This is a genomic window from Pantoea sp. UBA5035 (assembly GCF_002415245.1).
Lineage (GTDB): Bacteria > Pseudomonadota > Gammaproteobacteria > Enterobacterales > Enterobacteriaceae > Pantoea > Pantoea septica.
The window spans coordinates 1-18032 of the sequence record NZ_DICD01000014.1; the positions used below are offsets into that span (position 1 = coordinate 1).

General features: G+C 59.3%; 11 protein-coding genes and 1 riboswitch. Of the genes, 5 read left to right on the forward strand and 6 right to left on the reverse strand.

Annotated features, from left to right (window positions below):
* Positions 1-201 precede the first annotated feature (201 nt).
* From metA to aceK, 4 genes are all read left to right on the forward strand, one after another.
* Positions 202-1131: a homoserine O-acetyltransferase MetA gene (gene metA, locus B3229_RS10085; protein WP_048785049.1), complete on the forward strand. Its 930-nt coding sequence runs from the start codon at positions 202-204 to the stop codon at positions 1129-1131.
* 261 nt (positions 1132-1392) lie between these two features.
* A complete protein-coding gene (aceB, locus tag B3229_RS10090) occupies positions 1393-2964 on the forward strand; it encodes a malate synthase A (protein WP_286870507.1) in 1572 nt (523 codons plus the stop codon).
* A 16-nt stretch (positions 2965-2980) separates the two neighbouring features.
* On the forward strand, positions 2981-4282 hold the full coding sequence (aceA, locus tag B3229_RS10095; RefSeq protein WP_048785046.1) for an isocitrate lyase: 1302 nt from the start codon (positions 2981-2983) through the stop codon (positions 4280-4282).
* Between the two features lie 58 nt (positions 4283-4340).
* On the forward strand, positions 4341-6059 hold the full coding sequence (aceK, locus tag B3229_RS10100; RefSeq protein WP_286870508.1) for a bifunctional isocitrate dehydrogenase kinase/phosphatase: 1719 nt from the start codon (positions 4341-4343) through the stop codon (positions 6057-6059).
* Here aceK and iclR read toward each other — a convergent pair.
* A complete protein-coding gene (gene iclR / locus B3229_RS10105) occupies positions 6056-6883 on the reverse strand; it encodes a glyoxylate bypass operon transcriptional repressor IclR (RefSeq protein ID WP_048785041.1) in 828 nt (275 codons plus the stop codon). The two genes, aceK and iclR, sit on opposite strands and share 4 nt — an antisense overlap.
* 195 nt (positions 6884-7078) lie before the next feature.
* Between iclR and metH the strand changes: the two genes are divergently transcribed.
* A complete protein-coding gene (gene metH, locus B3229_RS10110; protein WP_286870511.1) occupies positions 7079-10762 on the forward strand; it encodes a methionine synthase in 3684 nt (1227 codons plus the stop codon).
* 732 nt (positions 10763-11494) lie between these two features.
* On the opposite strand, the gene B3229_RS10115 is transcribed toward metH, so the two are convergent.
* From B3229_RS10115 to pgi, 5 genes are all read right to left on the reverse strand, one after another.
* Positions 11495-13585, reverse strand: a complete 2091-nt coding sequence (locus B3229_RS10115; protein WP_286870513.1) for a YjbH domain-containing protein — start codon at positions 13583-13585, stop codon at positions 11495-11497.
* Positions 13585-14322 (reverse strand): capsule biosynthesis GfcC D2 domain-containing protein, encoded by a 738-nt coding sequence (locus tag B3229_RS10120; RefSeq protein ID WP_286870515.1) that lies wholly within the window; start codon positions 14320-14322, stop codon positions 13585-13587. Before B3229_RS10120 ends, B3229_RS10115 begins: the two co-directional genes overlap by 1 nt.
* Complete coding sequence (locus tag B3229_RS10125; protein WP_286870517.1) at positions 14319-14966, reverse strand: YjbF family lipoprotein; 648 nt, start codon at positions 14964-14966, stop codon at positions 14319-14321. Before B3229_RS10125 ends, B3229_RS10120 begins: the two co-directional genes overlap by 4 nt.
* Positions 14967-15039: 73 nt before the next feature.
* Entirely contained in the window at positions 15040-15288 is a 249-nt protein-coding gene (gene yjbE / locus B3229_RS10130) for an exopolysaccharide production protein YjbE (RefSeq protein WP_033749135.1), read from the reverse strand.
* Between the two features lie 513 nt (positions 15289-15801).
* Positions 15802-17448 (reverse strand): glucose-6-phosphate isomerase, encoded by a 1647-nt coding sequence (gene pgi / locus B3229_RS10135; RefSeq protein ID WP_033749136.1) that lies wholly within the window; start codon positions 17446-17448, stop codon positions 15802-15804.
* A gap of 364 nt (positions 17449-17812) precedes the next feature.
* Positions 17813-18005, forward strand: a riboswitch (Lysine riboswitch).
* Positions 18006-18032 lie beyond the last annotated feature (27 nt).

Below are 18032 nucleotides of genomic sequence, written 5' to 3' on the forward strand. Positions count from 1 at the left end.
TTTTTTGCGTTTTCAGGCCAGAAAAAAATGCCTTACATCCTCTCACTATCGCCTGTTTCTACCTTTCCTCTTCTTTTTTGCCGTTTAAAGCTGAAAGATTTTCATAAATCGCATGAAGACTCGACATCATCAGGCCGCCAGGCTATTGTTGGGCATCTGGATGTCTAAACGTATATACGGTTGTAAAGAGGAAAGTCGCACATGCCAATCAGGGTTCCCGACGAATTACCGGCAGTAAATTTCTTGCGTGATGAAAATGTCTTTGTCATGACCTCATCGCGCGCCAGTGTTCAGGAAATCCGTCCGTTGAAAGTCCTGGTGCTCAATCTGATGCCGAAAAAGATTGAGACGGAAAACCAGTTCCTGCGTCTGCTTTCCAACTCGCCCTTACAGATCGATATTCAGCTGCTGCGCATCGACAGCCGCGAATCGCGTAATACGCCAACAGAACACCTCAATAACTTTTACTGCAACTTTGACGATATCCAGCACGATAACTTCGACGGGCTGATCGTCACCGGTGCGCCGCTGGGCCTGGTCGATTTCAACGACGTCGCCTACTGGCCGCAGATCCAGCGCGTGCTGCACTGGGCAAAAGAGCACGTTACCTCGACGCTCTTTGTCTGCTGGGCGGTGCAGGCGGCGCTCAATATTCTCTACGGCATCCCCAAACAGACGCGGCAAAATAAACTGTCGGGCGTCTATGAACATCAGATTTTGCATCCGCACGCGCTGCTGACGCGCGGTTTTGACGACAACTTTCTGGCGCCCCACTCGCGATACGCCGATTTCCCGACGCAGCTCATCACCGATTACACCGATCTGGAGCTGTTCGCCGAATCTGAACAGACCGGCGCCTATCTGATGGCCAGCAAAGACAAGCGTCTGGTCTTCGTCACCGGCCATCCCGAGTATGACGCATTGACCCTGTCAGGCGAATACCATCGGGACTATGAGGCGGGCCTGCAGCCGGAGGTACCGTTCAACTACTTCCCGCAGGACAACCCTGAGCTGCCGCCACGCGCCACCTGGCGCAGTCACGGCAATCTGCTGTTCTCTAACTGGCTGAATTACTATGTCTACCAGATTACGCCATTCGATCTGCGCCGTATGAATCCCACGCTCGAATAATCGTTTTCCTCGTTTGTCCTTACCGTGCCAGCTGCAAAGCTGTCACGGTTTTTTATGCCTCTTTCTTTTCGAAAACACCTCCCTTTAATTAAAAAACTTTAATCTCATTTTAATCAGCTGTTTATATGAGCTACTAAATTAAAATGGAAATAGTTTTTGATTTTGAAAATGGCGAGTATATGCTTGGATCCTGTAGCTCAAAAAATATCCTTTAACCGGATCGCTATGACAGGATCCGATCGGCGACAGGAGCGATCTCGCATGACCGACACGATAATTCATAGCGATCTTACCTTCACACAACCCTTCTTCCATGCGGAACAGCAGCTGCTCACTCCAGAGGCGCAGCAGTTTTTGCTTGAACTGGTCACGCATTTCTCCGCTGAGCGCGAAAGGCTGCTTGCACTCAGGCAGCAGCGGCAGCAGCGTTATGACGCTGGCCAGCTTCCTAACTTCGATATGGAAACTGCTTCCATTCGTGAAAGTACATGGCGTATCGGCGCCATACCTGATGACCTGCTGGACAGGCGAGTGGAAATTACCGGGCCGCCGGAACGCAAAATGGTCATTAACGCCCTGAACGCTAACGTGAAGGTCTATATGGCGGATTTTGAAGACTCGCTGACGCCGCAGTGGGACAAGCTGATGGAGGGGCAGCAAACGTTACGTGAGGCGGTGAACGGGACGCTCAGCTTTACCAGCGAAAGCGGAAAGATCTACCAGCTGCGCGCCGAGCCTGCGGTACTAATGTGCCGCGTACGCGGTCTGCATCTGGATGAAAAGCATGTGCAGTGGCAGGGTAAAGCGATCCCCGGCGGATTATTTGATTTTGCCCTCTACTTTTTCCATAACGTTTCCACTTTGCTCAGTAAAGGCAGCGGACCTTACTTCTATCTGCCGAAAAGCGAAAGCTGGCAGGAAGCTGCATGGTGGCGCGAGATCTTCAGCTTCGCTGAAGATCGCTTCCAGCTTCCGCGCGGCACCATTAAGGTCACGGTCCTGATCGAAACCCTGCCAGCGGTATTCCAGATGGATGAGATCCTGTGGAACCTGCGCGACCATATTGTTGGCCTGAACTGCGGCCGCTGGGATTACATCTTCAGCTATATCAAAACGCTGCGTCAGCATGGCGACCGCATCCTGCCCGATCGACAGTCGATCACCATGGCGCAGCCTTTCCTGGATGCTTATTCGCGACTGCTGGTGAAAACCTGCCATCGCCGCGGTGCGTTCGCGATGGGCGGTATGTCGGCCTTAATCCCGGCCAAAGAGCGCGCGCGCAATGAATGGGTACTGCAGCGCGTGCGCGAAGATAAACAGCGTGAAGCGGATAACGGTCACGACGGCACCTGGATAGCCCATCCCGGACTGGCTGATACGGCAATGGCCGTCTTCGACGCCGCGCTCGGCAAGCGGCAAAACCAGCTCGACGTGCTGCGCGAAAACGATGCGCCTGTCGACGCCGCACAGCTGCTGGCACCCTGCGCAGGCGAACGCACCGAAGCGGGTATGCGCGCGAATATCCGCGTCGCGCTGCGTTATCTGGAGGCCTGGCTGGGCGGCAACGGCTGCGTGCCGATCGACGGTCTGATGGAGGATGCCGCCACGGCGGAAATTGCTCGTACCTCTATCTGGCAGTGGATCCATCATCAGCAAACCCTGAGCGACGGCCAGCCCGTCAGCGCCGAAAGCTTTTTGCGCATGCTGGATGAAGAACGACGCCAGCTCAACGATACGCGTTACGACGATGCGGCGCGGCTGATGGCGCAAATCACCACTGAAGACGAACTGGTTTCATTTCTTACTCTGCCGGGCTATCGCCTGATCCCCTGAAAAAGGAGCCGTTGCCATGACTCGTACCCAACAGATTCAGCAACTTGAACAAGCCTGGCGCGCACCGCGCTGGGAAGGCATCACGCGTCCCTACAGCGCTGAAGAGGTCGTTAAACTGCGCGGCTCGGTTAATCCGGCCTGTACGCTGGCGCAGCGCGGCGCGGAAAAGCTCTGGACGCTGCTCAACGGCGCAGCGCGCAAAGGCTACATTAACAGCCTCGGCGCACTCACCGGCGGCCAGGCGTTGCAGCAGGCGAAAGCGGGCATTGAAGCAATCTACCTTTCCGGCTGGCAGGTGGCGGCGGATGCCAATCTTGCCGGGCAGATGTATCCCGATCAGTCGCTCTATCCCGTGAACTCGGTGCCGGAAGTGGTGCAGCGCATCAACCAGACTTTTCAGCGCGCCGATCAGATCCAGTGGGCGAACGGCGCTGAACCGGGTGATGAGGAGTACATTGACTATTTCCTGCCGATTGTCGCCGATGCCGAAGCGGGATTTGGCGGCGTGCTCAACGCTTTTGAACTGATGAAAGCGATGATTAGCGCGGGCGCCGCAGCGGTACATTTCGAAGATCAGCTGGCGGCGGTGAAAAAGTGCGGTCATATGGGCGGAAAAGTGCTGGTGCCGACGCAGGAAGCGATACAGAAACTGGTGGCGGCACGGCTGGCGGCTGACGTGATGGATGTGCCGACCATCCTGTTAGCGCGCACCGACGCCGATGCGGCCGATCTGATTACTTCCGACTGTGACGAGTATGATCGGCCGTTTATTCGCGGCGATCGCACGGCGGAAGGCTTCTTTCGCACGCACGCGGGCATCGAGCAGGCGATCAGCCGCGGGCTGGCCTATGCGCCCTACGCTGATGTGCTGTGGTGCGAAACCTCGACGCCGGATCTGGCGCTGGCGCAGCGCTTCGCCACGGCCATTCACGCACGCTATCCCGGCAAGCTGCTGGCCTATAACTGCTCGCCCTCATTTAACTGGAAAAAGAACCTCGACGACCGCGCCATCGCCGGATTCCAGCAGGCGCTGAGCGAGATGGGCTATCGCTTCCAGTTCATCACTCTGGCGGGCATTCACAGCATGTGGTTCAACATGTTCGACCTGGCGCACGCCTATGCCCAGGGAGAGGGCATGCGCCACTACGTCGAAAAGGTGCAGCAGCCGGAGTTTGCGGCGCGTGATAAAGGCTACAGCTTCTCATCCCATCAGCAGGAGGTTGGGACGGGCTATTTCGATCGGGTCACCACGCTGATCCAGGGCGGCCATTCGTCAGTGACGGCGCTGACCGGCTCGACCGAACAGCACCAGTTTTAACCCCCGTGTCAGATTGCCTGCCCAACTCGATTGGGCAGGCTTTTATTGGGAGCGGCCTGTGCCACCACGCGAATCCTTAATTGCTCATACCATTCTGCAAGGCTTTGACGCGCAGTATGGTCGCTTTCTTGATATTACCGCTGGAGCGCAGCAGCGCTTTGAACAGGCTGACTGGCAGGCGGTACAGCAGGCGATGAAAACGCGCATCCACCTTTACGATAGCCACGTCGCGCTGGTGTTGGATCAGCTGCGCATCCTCAACGACGCGGCACACTGGGACGATGCGTTCTGGCTACAGGTGAAACAGGACTACGAAGCGCTGCTGCCGGACTATCCGCGCGCGGAAATCGCCGAAAGCTTTTTCAATTCAGTCTACTGCCGTTTGCATGGACATACCCACCTGCAGCCGAAGCGGCTGTTTATCTTCTCGACCCAGCAGCGCGTCGCGCAGCCTGCACGACCGCTGGCGCGACGCTATCAGCCGCAGCGCGGCTGGCAGGCGATGCTGGAGCAGGTGCTGTGCGATACCACGCTGACGCTGCCCTGGCAGGATCGCGCGCGCGACGCCAGCTATATCCTGCGCCATCTGCAACAGCATTTCAGGCTGGATGGCGGCTGGCTGGAGGTGGCCAGCGAGCTCTTTTTCCGTAATAAAACCGCGTGGATCGTAGCGCGTTTGCACCTGCCGCATGCCATTTTTCCCTGTCTGCTACCGGTTCAGCGCACCGCGCAGGGTGAACTGTGGATCGATACCTGCCTGACGGATGCTAACGACGCCAGCATCGTGTTCGGCTTCGCCCGCGCCTACTTTATGGTATACGCGCCGGTGCCCGCTGCGCTGGTGGCGTGGCTCCAGCCGATCCTGCCAGGCAAAACGCTCTCTGAACGCTATATGGCGATTGGCTGCCAGAAGCACGGCAAAACCGAAAGCTATCGCGACTATCTGCATGCGCTGGCGCACAGCGACGCGGCATTCGAAATAGCGCCCGGCGTGCGCGGCATGGTGATGCTGGTCTTTACGCTACCGGGCTTTGATCGCGTCTTCAAAGTGATCCGCGATCGCTTTGCGCCGCAGAAAGAGGTGACGGAGGCGCAGGTGCGCGCCTGTTATCAGCAGGTCAAAGAGCACGACCGCGTCGGACGTATGGCGGACACGCTGGAGTTCGAGCAGTTTGCGCTACCGCTGGCGCGTATCCCGCCTGCGCTGATGGCGGAGTTTCAGGCCAGCATTGCCACGAAGATGCATATCGACGGCGACCGCCTGATTATCCGCCATCTGTGGCTGGAACGGCGTATGCAGCCGCTCAACCTCTATCTGGCGCAGGCGAACAGCGAAGAGCGGCGGCACGCGGTTGAGGAGTATGGCCACGCCATCAAACAGCTGGCGGCGGCCAATATTTTTCCGGGTGATATGCTGTTTAAAAACTTCGGCATGACGCGACACGGACGCGTGGTGTTTTACGACTACGATGAAATCCGGCCCATGGATGAGCTGCACTTCCGCGACGTGCCGCAGGCGCGCTACGACGAAGACGAACTGAGCGCCGAACCCTGGTACAGCGTCGGCCCGGACGATGTCTTTCCTGAAACCTTCCGCTACGCGCTGTGCAGCGAGGCCGCGACCGGCGCGCTGCTGCAACAGCTGCATCCTGAACTCTTCGATGCGGGCTGGTGGCGTGCACAGCAGCAGCGCATCCGCCAGGGGCATGTGGAAGAGGTAATTGCCTGGCGCCAGGCGCAGCGCTTCAGCGTGCGCTACGCTCGCGAACTGGCTTAGCGGCCGCTGTAGGCCATCGTCACCTGACGCGCCTCGCGGATCACCAGCGCGCCCAGCTCGGTAATGCGATCGTCCGTCATACGCGCGATCGGCCCGGATATCGACAGGGCGGCAAAGGGCTCGCCGTGCTCGTCGTAGATGGGCGCGGCGACGCAGCGCAGTCCCAGCGCATGCTCCTCATCGTCAAAGGCGAAACCGCCTTTGCGTACCTGCGCCAGATTGGCCTTCAGGCTCTGCGGCGACATCAGGGTATTGGGCGTGTAGTGGTGCAGTCCTTTCTGATGCAGCAGCGCGGTGACCTGCTCATCGCTCAGGTGCGCCAGAAAAGCCTTGCCCGCGCCTGAGGCGTGCATCGGCAGCTTGCCGCCAATCGGCGCCGACATGCGCATCAGCTGGGTGCACTGCACCTGATCGATAATCACCGCCTGATAATCGCTGAGATCCAGCACGGCCAGATTGACCGTTTCGCCAGAGGTTTCCATCAGCGTGCGCAGTACGGGATGAACCAGCGCCAGTAGATTTCGGCTTTGCAAAAAACTGCTGCCGACCACAAAGGCGTGCGCGCCAATCGTCCACAGGCCGAGATCGCCGGTCTGATGCACGAAGCCTTGCTGCTGCATCGTCGTCAGCAAACGGTGCGTGGTGGAGTTAGGCAATCCAGCCTGCTGCGCCAGTTCGGTCAGCGCTACGCTGCCGTGGGAGTCGGCGATTAGCTCCAGCAGATGCAGGCCGCGTTGCAGAGACTGCACCTGACCGCTGGCCGGCGGCGCGGCGGGGGTGCCGCGCGGTTTTTTGCCGCGTTTAGCGGGAACGGGCGTAACCATTGAGGTATCTCCTTGCGCAAAGTGGAAATCATTTTCAGCTTAATTGCGCAATTTGCAAACCCGCGCGTTCTGGTCCGATCTGTTACGCGCTTTGCCTGAAAATGTCTCACCTGCTGCGGCTTTCTCCCCTGCGTAAGTTATGACAGTATGAGGCGCTGGCGTTTTAGCCAGTAAATTGAGCTAAACGAGGCAAGAGTGAGCAACAGAATCGAAGCGCTGCATCAGCAGCTCGCGCAACGCATCATGGTGCTGGATGGCGGCATGGGCACGATGATCCAGAGCTACAGGCTGGACGAGCAGGATTTTCGCGGCAGCCGTTTCGGCGACTGGCCCTGCGATCTCAAAGGCAACAACGATCTGCTGGTGCTCAGCAAGCCTGACGTGATCCGCGAGATCCACCACGCCTATCTGGAAGCGGGCGCCGATATTCTGGAAACCAATACCTTTAACGCCACCACTATTGCGATGGCGGATTACCAGATGGAAGCGCTCTCGGCGGAGATCAACTTCGAGGCTGCCCGACTGGCGCGCGCCTGCTGCGACGAATGGACGGCGAAAACCCCGCATCGTCCGCGCTACGTCGCTGGCGTGCTCGGCCCGACCAACCGCACCTGCTCGATCTCGCCGGACGTCAACGATCCCGCTTACCGCAACGTTACCTTTAACCAGCTGGTAGAGGCGTATCGCGAATCGACGCGCGCGCTGGTGGAAGGCGGCGCCGATCTCATCATGATCGAAACGGTATTCGACACGCTGAACGCCAAAGCGGCGATTTTCGCGGTGCAGACCGAGATGGAGGCGCTGGGCGTTAACCTGCCGCTGATGATCTCCGGCACCATTACCGACGCCTCTGGCCGTACGCTCTCCGGCCAGACCACGGAAGCTTTCTATAATTCGCTGCGCCACGCCGAACCGCTGTCGTTCGGCCTCAACTGCGCGCTCGGGCCGGACGAGCTGCGTCAGTACGTGGCGGAGATGTCGCGCATCGCCGAATGCTATGTCACCGCGCACCCGAACGCTGGACTCCCCAACGCCTTCGGCGAATACGATCTCGATGCCGACGTCATGGCCGATCAGATCGGCGAATGGGCGCGCGCTGGTTTTCTCAACATTATTGGCGGCTGCTGCGGCACCACGCCGCAGCATATCCGGGCGATGGCGGAGATCGTCGCCGGGGTGGCGCCGCGCAAACTGCCTGAACTGCCGGTCGCCTGTCGTCTTTCCGGGCTTGAGCCGCTTAACATCAGCGGCGACACGCTGTTCGTCAACGTGGGCGAGCGCACCAACGTCACCGGCTCGGCCAAATTCAAGCGTCTGATTAAAGAAGAGAAATACAACGAAGCGCTGGAAGTGGCGCTGCAGCAGGTGCAGAGCGGCGCGCAGGTAATCGACATCAATATGGATGAGGGCATGCTTGACGCCGAAGCGGCGATGGTGCGCTTTCTTAACCTGATCGCCGGCGAGCCCGATATCGCGCGCGTGCCTGTTATGATCGACTCCTCAAAGTGGGAGGTGATTGAAAAGGGGCTGCAGTGCATCCAGGGCAAGGGCATCGTTAACTCGATCTCAATGAAAGAGGGCGAAGAGACCTTTATCCACCATGCGCGGCTGGTGCGCCGCTACGGCGCGGCGATGGTGGTCATGGCCTTCGACGAAGCGGGCCAGGCGGATACGCGCGCGCGCAAAATCGAGATCTGCCGCCGCGCCTACCAGATCCTCACCGAGCAGGTCGGCTTTCCGCCGGAAGATATTATCTTCGACCCGAATATCTTTGCCGTCGCCACCGGCATCGACGAGCACAACAACTACGCAATGGACTTTATTGGCGCCTGCGAAGATATCAAGCGCGAGCTGCCGCATGCGATGATCTCCGGCGGCGTCTCTAACGTGTCGTTCTCTTTTCGCGGCAACGATCCGGTACGCGAAGCCATCCACGCGGTGTTTCTCTATTACGCCATTCGCAACGGCATGGATATGGGCATCGTCAACGCCGGTCAGCTGGCGATTTACGACGATCTCCCCGCCGAGCTGCGCGAGGCGGTAGAGGACGTTATCCTTAACCGCCGCGACGACGGCACCGAGCGTCTGCTGGCGCTGGCGGAGAAGTATCGCGCCAGTAAAGGCGACGGCTCCGAGGACAAGCAGCAGGCGGAATGGCGCAGCTGGGACGTGGTAAAGCGGCTGGAATATTCGCTGGTAAAAGGCATCACCGAATTTATCGAGCAGGACACCGAAGAGGCGCGTCAGGCGTCGGCGCGGCCGATTGAGGTGATTGAAGGTCCGCTGATGGCGGGCATGAACGTGGTGGGCGACCTGTTCGGCGAAGGGAAGATGTTCCTGCCGCAGGTGGTGAAGTCGGCGCGCGTGATGAAGCAGGCGGTGGCTTACCTTGAACCCTATATTCAGGCCAGCAAAGAGGCGGGCCGCAGCAACGGCAAAATCGTGCTGGCGACGGTAAAAGGCGACGTGCACGACATCGGCAAGAATATCGTCGGCGTGGTGCTGCAGTGCAATAACTACGAGATTATCGACCTCGGCGTGATGGTGCCGAGCGACAAAATCCTGAAAACCGCCATCGAACAGAAGGCCGATATTATCGGGCTGTCGGGCCTGATTACGCCGTCGCTGGATGAGATGGTCAACGTCGCCAAAGAGATGGAGCGGCAGGGCTTTACGCTGCCGCTGCTGATTGGCGGCGCGACCACTTCGAAGGCGCACACCGCCGTGAAGATCGAGCAGAACTACAGCGGCCCGACGGTCTATGTGCAGAACGCCTCGCGCACCGTGGGCGTGGTGTCGTCGCTGCTCTCGTCGACGCTGAAAGAGGATTTTGTGGCGCGCACGCGCAAAGAGTACGACACCGTACGCATCCAGCACGCGCGTAAAAAACCGCGCACGCCGCCGGTTTCGCTGCAGGTTGCGCGCGATAACGCGGTCCCCATCGACTGGGAAAGCTATACGCCGCCGGTAGCGCATCGACTCGGCGTCAGCGAGATAGCGGTCGGCATCGACACGCTGCGCCACTACATCGACTGGACGCCATTCTTTATGACCTGGTCGCTGGCGGGCAAGTATCCGCGCATTCTGGAAGATGAGGTGGTAGGCGAAGAGGCGAAGCGTCTGTTTGCCGACGCCAACGCGATGCTGGACCAGTTGAGCGCGCAAAAAGCGCTGACGCCGCGCGGTGTGGTGGGCATTTTCCCGGCTAACCGCGTCGGGGACGATATTGAGGTTTACCGCGACGAGAGCCGCCGCGAGGTGGTTGCCGTCAGTCACCATCTTCGCCAGCAAACGGAGAAAACCGACTTCCCCAACTACTGTCTGGCTGATTATGTCGCGCCGAAAGGGAGCGGCAAAGCGGATTATCTGGGCGCTTTCGCCGTGACCGGCGGCCTTGAAGAGGACGCGCTGGCAGAGGCGTATGACGCGCAGCACGACGACTACAACAAAATCATGGTCAAAGCGGTGGCCGATCGGCTGGCGGAAGCCTTCGCCGAGTATCTGCACGAGCGGGTGCGCAAGGTGATCTGGGGCTTTGCCGCCCATGAGAACCTGAGCAACGAGGAGCTGATCCGCGAAAATTATCAGGGCATTCGTCCCGCGCCGGGTTATCCCGCCTGTCCGGAGCATACTGAGAAAGCGGCTATCTGGCAGCTGCTGGATGTGGAAACCCACACCGGCATGAAGCTCACCGAATCCTTCGCCATGTGGCCGGGCGCGTCGGTTTCAGGCTGGTATTTCAGTCATCCCGACAGCCGCTACTTCGCGGTGGCGCAGATCCAGCGCGATCAGGTCGAGGATTATGCGGCGCGTAAAGGCATGGCGGTGAGCGAGGTTGAGCGCTGGCTGGCGCCGAATTTAGGGTATGACGCGGATTAAAACCACGGGCAGCGTCGAAAGTTGAAAGGCAGGTGGCGCGGGCCGAACGAGCAGGAATGCCTTGAACGACGTTGCGATCGGCATTGACCAATAAAAAAGGCGGCCATCAGGCCTAATGCCAGTCAGTTAAGGCCGCTGTTTTCTCAAAATGGCGGCCTTTTCTTATACGTGTGTGAGCTGTTGGTGCGGGCCCCTGCACCTCCTCTGCTGCCGGGCCGTCCTCGCGCCGCTTCGCGGTGCCTTCGGCTGCAACGTCGTGCCGGGCGGACCGTTCGGGTACGGCCATCCAGGCCTGCCCGAACTGCCTGTCGCATCCCTGCGACCGGCTCCTGGCACAACGTTTCCGCCTCAGCGCTGCGAATAGCCCTCTACAGCAGAGGAGGTGCTGCGGCCTCAGACAGGGTGCCCTTTGTAGCTGTAAAAACGCTGCCGTCCGCTCCCTTATGCCCTTTCCAGCAGCGCACACGGAAGCTGGCCAGCAGGCTGGTGCCGCTCTGGGGCGAGCATTCCGCAGCGCTGAACAGAATGAGTCTGCCAGGAGAGCCCGCAGGGAAGCGGGCGAAAGGTGGGCTGGAACAGGGATGTTCCATCCCACCGGTCCGTCAGGCAGACGAATGACGTGAAGGGACCGCGTCAGCGGCGCGAGGACCGCCAGCCCCAGAGCGGCATCAGAGTGCGTTATCACCCCATGCTTAACTGACAGGCACCAGGCATAAAGGCCGCCTTTTTTCGTCAATTAAAGCGCGCGTCGCGGTCTGACGTCAGGTCATAAAGCTGATACTTGCGTCCCAGCATCTGCCCGCCGTCACGCGTCAGCGGCACCCAGTTCACCTGCGCGCGGCCGCGCGTCGGCGTCACGGTAAAGAGATCCATTGGAATCGACAGATAGAAACCTTTGGTGAAATCGCCTTCGCCATACTGCTCCGACGACACGTTGGTTTTGGTGGCATAGACGCCCACCATCACGCCGCTGTCGAAGCGTTTCGACACGTCGATCGTCACGCCTTTGTCTTTAGCCAGATATTGTCCGACGCTCGCCTTCACCAGCAGATCCTGCATAAACCACGGACGCCAGTATGCCGTTACATGGCCGGTCGGCGCCTTGTAGTTGGTGAACTGCATCATATTGTCCCAGTCGCGCTGGCGCACATAGTTGGCGTCGACGCCAACGGCCCAGTTGCTGTCGATGGGACGGTAGAGCATCTCGCCGCCGACGCCGCCGTACATGGTTTCGAGGTAACCGCCGTACATCTGGCCGTAGAAGCCGTTGCCGAGGTAACCCATGTAGTTGGCCTGCAGATCGTTCACGTAGACGTTGTTCTCGACATAGTCGCGAATATGGGTGCGCACGCGCGGCAGCGTCGAGTCGGCGGGCGCGCCGTTGTAGTTGAACTTGTCGTAGTTATTGGCGAGGTTGCCGAACAGGCTGCCGCCTACCAGCAGATGATCGGTAAACCAGTAGTCCAGGTTGCCCATTACGCCGACCTGGTACATGTAAAAGCTTTCAGGGCCGCCGACCGACTGGTTCAGCACCGGCGACAGGCTGTAGTTAAGCCGCTCTTTACGAATAAAGAAGCCTTGCTCAGTCTCGCCCGCATCCACCGGGTTCTCGCGCGTCTGGCGCAGCGGCTGCTCCTGACCGAGCGGGTAGCCTGCCAGCTCACTGCGCAGGCTGCTGACGTCGGTGCGCGTCGTGACCTGCGGCATATTGAAGCGCGACTCGGTCACCTCGATCGTTTCGATGCCCGCCGGCAGGTTGTTCATAATGATGCGGTTGGCGCGATCGACCCCTTCGCGCGTGTCGCGATATTTGGTCTGCTCGCCGGAGACGAACAGCGTGCTGCCTCGGGTCTGTATGCGCGGCCCGCTCAGCCCGGCGTTGTACTTCAGATCGCTCAGCTGGCTGGCGACCACGGTCGGCTCCAGCATGCTCTCCTGCGGCTGAGGGCGGTACTCGGGCTTCGCGCTGTCGATATGCGTCTGGCGCAGATCGTTGAAGTTGGTGCGCACCGTCACGCCGAACATAAAGGTGTTGCCGCGCTCGTAGCTGGCGTTGATATCGGCCCAGTCGGTGACGCGATAAATCGCGCCGACGTTAACCTTGCTGCGCTGTTCGAGCCTGCCGGCGAAGTCATCCTGATAATCGTTGCCTTCATACTCCAGCTTAAGGCGCAGCGGCTGCCACGGCGTCTGATACTCCACGCCGCCGAACAGCGCCGACGGACCGTGAAACATTTGCGAGCCGTTGATCGAGCCCGCTTCGCCGACGCCGGGGCGCTGGCAGTAGCTGTCGCTGTAGGAGCAGAAGGGGTTTTTCACCGTGCCGCTGTTGCCGAGATAGCCCCAGCCGAGTCCGAGGGTAAAGTCGAATGGTCCCCAGGCTTTGCTCGCCACCAGATATTCGCTGTCGAACAGGCCGGTGCCGCCGAGATCGCGCGAGCCTAAAGCGACCTCCGGCAGCCAGTAACTCTCTTTTAGCAGGCGCAGCTTAAGGTCGAACGCCTTGTCCTTATAGCTCTGGTTGCCGCTGAAGCTCTCTACGGCGCTGTAGCGTCGCGTGCGCACGTCGGTATAGCGCACCGTCGTCTCCAGCCAGGGCAGCAGCTGCAGCGAGGCGGAGTAGTAGCGATACTGATCGTTATCGCGGAAGTTAAGGCTGAACTCGCCCTCGCGCGCCATGCGCGCGGTCGGCACCTGCAACAGGCCAACGCCGCCGAAGTCAGACTGCGACGGCCCCACCGGATCGGGAAAGGTATCGGCCTGCGCCTGGCATGCGGCGGCCACGGAAACAGCCAGCAGGCTGAAAAGAAGTCGTTTATTCATCACTCTGGCACCCGGTGAGTCAGAACAGAAATCATGCGCTGGTTCAAATCGTCATACGCGTCAGGCAGGCTCCAGGAGGAGAAGCCCAGCCAGATAATGCTGCCGGGCGCGACTTCCCTGTGGCGCTGATTCCAGTAGGCTACCGGCACGCGCTGCGTTTCGCCGGAGGGCGCGATCACCGTGGCGTAGCTGTTCTCCGCGCCGGAAAGAGGCTGATGCTGCGCCAGATAGCCGCGCACCGTCTGGCCCGGCTGCCAGCTGACTTTGCCTGCGCCGCGCAGCGCGCCCAGCAGCCATACGCCGTCGGAGCGCGGCGTCAGCCAGAGGTCGTAGCGGCCTTCCAGCCGACGGTTGCCCTCGGGATGGAGGCGGATCTCGTCGGGATCGAGCGAGACGAACTGACGGCCAGCGACCTTGACGGCGCTGAGCTGGCGCAGCACTTCGCCGATGGCGGCGGCGCGATCGCCGCTGCTCTGCGCCTGCCAGGCGCGCAGATCGGCCAGCGTCTGCTGCTGCTGGCGCTGCGCGGCGGCGCTGGCGTTTCGCTCCGCGATAACCGCGCCGCGCCACCAGACGGCGTCCATCAGGGCAGGCTGCGTCGTCAGCTGCGCCAGATCCTGTACGTTTTCGAGCGTGGCGCTGCCCTGCGCGCTATGCACCGTAACCTGACCCGCCGCCCACGCGGCGCTGCTGCCGGCCAGCATCAGGGCGGCCAGCAAAGAGAGTGTTGTTTTCATGATTTCGCCGGCTTCAGAAGGGTAGTGGCAACAGGAAAGTCGTCCGCAGCCAGCATCTGGCGCGCCTGCACCACATCGCCGCTGCTGTTATCGATCCAGAAGGTGTTCTCCCACGCGCGGCCGGTAGCCTCGATGCGCGCCTGCTCGATCCAGACGCGGCAGGAGATGCGGCGACCCGCCAGCGTCAGCACCTCGTCAGCGCCGCGCGTAAAGCGCGAACTCACCGTCGCGGCGCGCGTCTCGCCGTGCTCGGTCCACTGCGCGATGCGCGTCCAGCTGGCGCCGTCGCGCAGATGAAGCGCATCCGCCAGCGGATCCTGCGGCAGATTGCTCACTTCTTGCAGGTTATCCGGCAGGCCGAGCGTTTTCACCAGGCGACCATGCCGGGTCACCAGCATGGCGTTGTCCTGGGTGATCCACTTCTGCTGGCCATTTTCGTTATAGCCCAGCACCACGAAAATCTGCGGGCCTTCATTAATCCGCGCGTAGAGGCTGGCGTAGGGCAAATCGGCGATCTGCTGGCTGGTTTTAATCACGTCATCGGGGCCGGAGACCGCCATCATAACGGTCTGTTCCAGCCCTTTTTGCGTCTGCGTGCAGGCCTGCAGCAGCAGGCAAGCCAGCAACAAAGGAAGTTGGCGCACTGTGTGTCCCTGTAAAAGAAGCCAAAGCAAAAAATAACCACACGGCTGTGTGGTTATGTTTAAAGGTGCTACGTCAACGAGTGGTGCTCGTTGTGGTCGTGGTTGTTGTACCGGTATTCGCGCCGTCACCACCGCCAGAAGCGGCAATGCCGACACCGACTAATGCGCCGAGCGCGCCGATACCGACAGCGGTCGAGGTGCCGGCGGAGATTGCTCCCGCCTGCGCGCCCGCTGCGGCACCCGCTTCTTCCGGAGCGGCAAAAGCCACGGAATGCGCTGCGACGTATAGTACGGCTGCTCCGGCAACCATGATTTTTTTCATACAGCTTGTCCTGCATTGAGTGAATGAAGGATGTACCCGTTTTCGGGCGCGTTCAGTATAGGGCAACAAATTACCAGAGTTCAGCGTGGGAAAAAGCGGTCGGTAAGGGCGTTTTATTTTGGCTAAAAAAGGGGATAAACAGCGATAACCTCCTTTTTATTGGTAAGATTTAACAGAGGTTAGCATTTTTTGCTGGCCAAAAATTAAATGCAAAGCGTTTTACGCTTTTTTATTAATGACTGGACCGGAAAAGAGATTATCAGAATTTGCCTGGCTGCCTGAAAATAAAATTGCTTTAAAAAACATAAGGAAGGCAGAGGCTGGTGGACGGATAAGGACCATTTAAAACGCGAGAGAGACGGAGTTTCTCTCTGCATCTTCAGAAGAATCTCACCTTAATTTAAGAATTATCCCGTCTGAATTGCGCATATTCTCTGCGCGGGGGCGGTTATTTTGTTCGCAGCGGCAAGAAAAAGGCGGCCGCGCGGCCGCCTTTACAGGATTGAGACTTTATTAACGCCAGGATTTATAGCGATTAATTAAGCCATTAGTGGAACTGTCGTGGCTGGTAATATCGGCGCTGTTTTCCAGCTCCGGTAGAATACGGTTAGCCAGCTGCTTGCCTAACTCTACGCCCCACTGGTCGAAAGTGAAGATATTCAGGATCGCGCCCTGGGTAAAGATCTTGTGCTCGTAAAGCGCAATCAGCGCGCCGAGGCTATAGGGCGTGATCTCGCGCAGCAGGATCGAGTTGGTCGGGCGGTTACCTTCAAACACCTTGAACGGCACGATATGCGCGACGGATTCGGCAGACTTGCCGGCATCGGCAAACTCTTTCTCTACCACGTCGCGCGACTTGCCGAACGCCAGCGCTTCGGTCTGGGCGAAGAAGTTAGAGAGCAGCTTCTGGTGATGATCCGCCAGCGCGTTGTGGGTAATGGCCGGCGCGATAAAGTCGCACGGCACCAGCTTGGTGCCCTGATGGATCAGCTGGTAGAACGCGTGCTGGCCGTTGGTGCCAGGCTCGCCCCAGATAATCGGGCCGGTCTGGTAATCCACCGGGTTGCCGTCGCGATCGACGTACTTGCCGTTAGACTCCATATTGCCCTGCTGGAAGTAGGCCGCGAAGCGGTGCATGTACTGATCGTAAGGCAGAATCGCTTCGGTTTCGGCGCCGAAGAAGTTGTTGTACCAGATGCCGATCAGCGCCAGCAGCACCGGCAGGTTCTGCTCGGCTGGCGTGGTGGAGAAGTGCTGGTCCATGGCATGCGCGCCGCTCAGCAGCTGCTCGAAGTTGTCGAAGCCGATAGAGAGGATAATCGACAGGCCGATGGCGGACCAGAGCGAGTAGCGGCCGCCGACCCAGTCCCAGAACTCAAACATATTGGCGGTATCGATGCCGAATTCGCCCACCGCTTTCGCATTGGTGGAGAGCGCGGCGAAGTGTTTCGCCACGTGCTGCTGATCGCCGGCGGTTTTCAGGAACCAGTCGCGCGCGCTGTGGGCGTTGGTCATGGTTTCCTGGGTGGTGAAGGTTTTCGACGCCACCAGGAACAGCGTGGTTTCCGGGCTGAGATCTTTCAGGGTTTCCGCGATATGCGTGCCGTCCACGTTGGAGACGAAGTGCATATTGAGGTGGTTCTTATAGGGGCGCAGCGCCTCTGTCACCATAAACGGACCCAGATCCGACCCGCCGATGCCGATATTCACCACGTCGGTGATCGCTTTGCCGGTATAGCCTTTCCACTCGCCGCCGATAATGCGCTCGGAGAAGTGCTTCATCTTCTCCAGCACCGCGTTCACTTCCGGCATCACATCTTTGCCGTCTACCAGAATCGGCGTATTGCTGCGGTTGCGCAGCGCGACGTGCAGCACGGCGCGATCTTCGGTGCGGTTGATCTTCTCGCCAGAGAACATCGACTTAATTGCGCCGCTCAGGTCGGTCTCTTTCGCCAGCGCCTGCAGCTTGTCCAGCGTCTCCTGGGTAATGCGGTTTTTCGAAAAATCCACCAGCATCTGGTCGTCAAAGGTGGCGGAGAATTTAGCAAAACGATCGGCATCCTGGGCGAACAGCTCGGCGATAGTCACCGATTTCATCTGTTCAAAATGCTGTTGCAGCGCTTTCCAGGCTGCGGTTTGGGTCGGATTGATATTTTTCATGGCAACACTCTTGTTGATTTAAGAACCGTCATTCCATCGTGGGCAACCACACCCGTATAGCGTTTCAGTATGACAAATAGTGTCCGCTGAAAGGAAAAATTTTGTCGGCGTCGTCACCTTTGCGGCGGGCGGCAGCGGATCGCGCGCCGGAAACCGCGCGCCGTTTTAGCCTGTCGCCGCGGGCGATTTTCAGTTCAGGCGGCGCGTATTGTGCCGCTAATGCCGTCGCCGAACCTTGTGCCGAATCAGAATAAACCGGTCTGAAGGAGGCCATTTAGCTCTGCGGGCGCAGCAAATCGCCGACAGACGTAGACAGCAACCTTATGACCCGGTATTTTTATGCGGCTACTTGCGCACCCGTGCGCAAGCCAGAAGAGGCGCGTCGCCCAGGCAGTGTGTTGGAGGAACCGTATCCGGGGATAACACATCAGGGGGAGCGACGCCGAGGTGGTCAACACACGGAGTGTTGCCTGTCGGCTGCAGGGGCTGAATCCCCTGGGTTGTCACCAGAGGCGTCCACAGTCGGTCGCTTCGCAAGGTGAAGTGCTTCTGGGTGACTCGTCTCCTGATCTTGTCTGCCCAAT

Coding starts and splice junctions, on each gene's coding strand:
- iclR (WP_048785041.1), bottom strand. CDS start 6,883: ATGGTTACGCCCGTTCCCGCTAAACGCGGCAAAAAACCGCGCGGCACC.
- B3229_RS10115 (WP_286870513.1), bottom strand. CDS start 13,585: ATGAATAAACGACTTCTTTTCAGCCTGCTGGCTGTTTCCGTGGCCGCC.
- yjbE (WP_033749135.1), bottom strand. CDS start 15,288: ATGAAAAAAATCATGGTTGCCGGAGCAGCCGTACTATACGTCGCAGCG.
- aceA (WP_048785046.1), top strand. CDS start 2,981: ATGACTCGTACCCAACAGATTCAGCAACTTGAACAAGCCTGGCGCGCA.
- pgi (WP_033749136.1), bottom strand. CDS start 17,448: ATGAAAAATATCAATCCGACCCAAACCGCAGCCTGGAAAGCGCTGCAA.
- metA (WP_048785049.1), top strand. CDS start 202: ATGCCAATCAGGGTTCCCGACGAATTACCGGCAGTAAATTTCTTGCGT.
- B3229_RS10120 (WP_286870515.1), bottom strand. CDS start 14,322: ATGAAAACAACACTCTCTTTGCTGGCCGCCCTGATGCTGGCCGGCAGC.
- aceB (WP_286870507.1), top strand. CDS start 1,393: ATGACCGACACGATAATTCATAGCGATCTTACCTTCACACAACCCTTC.